A 2,199-nucleotide genomic window follows, 5' to 3' on the forward strand; every position below is an offset into this window, starting at 1 on the left:
CTGCAGGACCGGCTGGACGAGGAACTGGAGGGCACCGGGATCGACACCGGGGCACTGGCGCTGGACCCCGCCCGCACCGCCGCGTCCTGGAGCAACCGGTACCGGCCCGGGATGGTCCTGTGACCGGCGGCGGCATGCGGCGCGCGGTGCAGCTGGTGGGCGGGCCACTCGACGGCGAGAAACTCGACCTGGACCTGGACCACGGCTTCGACGGTGAGACCCGCTCCCGCGCATGCGGGGATGGCCCCGGAAGCCCTCTCCACACCGCCGCCGCTGACAGAGCGCGGGGCTACGGATGACCACACATCTGGCCGCGCGGGGTGTAGTGGGCGTCCGGCAGACAAGGGATGGTGGTGGCTGGTAGCTGTTGGAGGAGTAGTCACTTCGTGGGGGTGGGGTTGATGGCGCCGAGGCCGATGAGCCGGCGGGAGAAGTTTCGGCAGCAGCAGGGGCAGAGCTTCGTGGGGCGGCGCGGGGAACTGGCGGTGTTCGAGGCGAACCTGCGGCGCACGGTGGAGGATGAGGAGTACCGCTGCCTGTTTCACGTGCGCGGTCAGTCAGGGGTTGGGAAGTCGACTCTGGTGCGGCGGTGGCGAGGCTACGCCGAGGAGGCCCGGGCCTCGACAGTGTTCCTCGGGGACGAGGTACACGGGCCGCTGGAGGTGATGAAAGCGGCCGCTGATCAGCTGTCCCGTCAAGGGGTGGAGATGGGGGCGTTCACCAAACGCCTGGCCCAGCTCAGGCAGCGGCAGCGGGAGATCGAGCGTGCGCTGCCGCGCGGTGAGGGATCTCCCGGCGCCGAGCTGGCAGCGCACGCCGCGGCCACGGTCACCGGAGCGGCGCTGGGGATGCCGCTGGGGATTGAGCAGCTGGCGCGTGGTGCGGGGAAGTTGCGGGATCAGTCCCGTGAGCGGCGGGATGTGGATCTTGTTCTTGACCCGGTCGGGGAGCTGACGCCGGTTTTTGTGAGTGATCTGACCGAGGTGGCGCGGGACCGTCCGTGGGTGGTGCTGTTCTTCGATGTCTATGAGCGCACCGGTCCGTCGCTGGACCGGTGGCTGTGTGATCTGGTGGCGGGTGAGCGGTACGGGGACCTGCCGCTGAAGGTCATTGTGGTGATAGCCGGTCAGGTGAGGCTGGCGCCTGTGGTGTGGGGGGAGATGGGCCCGTACGTGGAGGAGGTGCTGCTGGAGGCCTTCACCGAGGAGGAGGCCCGCGATCTTCTGGCCCGGCGCGGGGTGGTCGACGAAGAGGTGATCCGCACGGTGCTGAGCCTGTCGGACCGGCTTCCGGTGCTGGTGGACATGCTCGCCACGCCACGCCCGGCCCAGCCCGGGGAGGTGATCGACCCTGCCGAGACAGCGGTCGAGCGGTTCCTGAAGTGGGAAGCCGATCCTGAACGCCGGCGGGCCATCCTGGACTGTGCACTCCCCCAGGAGGTGGACTGTGATGTCTACCGTGCTCTGATCGCCCCGGACGCCGGCGGTGGTGCGGAGAGCTGGCTGGCGTCGCTGCCGTTCATCACCAGCCATGGCGGCCGCTACCGCTACCACGACGTGGTCCGTAACCAGATCCTGCGACTGCAGCGTTCACGGTCAGCGGCTGACTGGCGTCAGTGCCACACCGTCCTGGCCGGTCACCACGCCCAGCAGCGCACCGACCTCGAAGTGACGCTGCCTGACGTCGAGGTCCGCTGGGAGACCGAACGGTGGCGCGACTACCGGGCGGCAGAGATGTACCACTGGCTGTGCGGCGCCCCCTACGAGGCACGCCTGCCGGTGCTGGAGGACTGCATTCACGCCTGCGGAGAAGACGTCGAAACCCTTAACCGCTGGGTCCGTCTCATCCGCCAGGCCGGCCATGACAGCGGCAGCAAAGAAGTGATCGCCTGGTCCGAGTCCCTCGCTGACACAGAACCCGGCCAACCCCAGCCCCTGGCAGCCCTACGCGCACTGCTCAAGGAGCCTAGCCTCAGCGATACGGCACGAGCCTTGACGCACGCGACACGAGGGAACCACCATCGCAAGGCCGGGAATCTGGACCAAGCACTCACCGACTACACCCGCGCCATCGAACTCGAACCCAACGACGAGTACAACCACCACTGGCGCGGCACCACCCACCACGAGGCCGGGAACCTGGACCAAGCACTCACCGACCTCACCCGCGCCATCGAACTCAACCCCAACAACGAGTACA

1 protein-coding gene is annotated in these 2,199 nt (G+C 68.3%); it reads left to right on the forward strand.

The genetic code is table 11. The annotated features are described in order from the left end of the window. Positions 1-401: 401 nt before the first annotated feature. On the forward strand, positions 402-2,199 hold a 1,798-nt coding region (locus tag PJ985_RS23075; protein WP_271685833.1), incomplete at its 3' end, for a tetratricopeptide repeat protein.

Origin of the sequence: Streptomyces sp. ACA25, from assembly GCF_028200735.1 — a bacterium.
Taxonomy (GTDB): domain Bacteria; phylum Actinomycetota; class Actinomycetes; order Streptomycetales; family Streptomycetaceae; genus Streptomyces.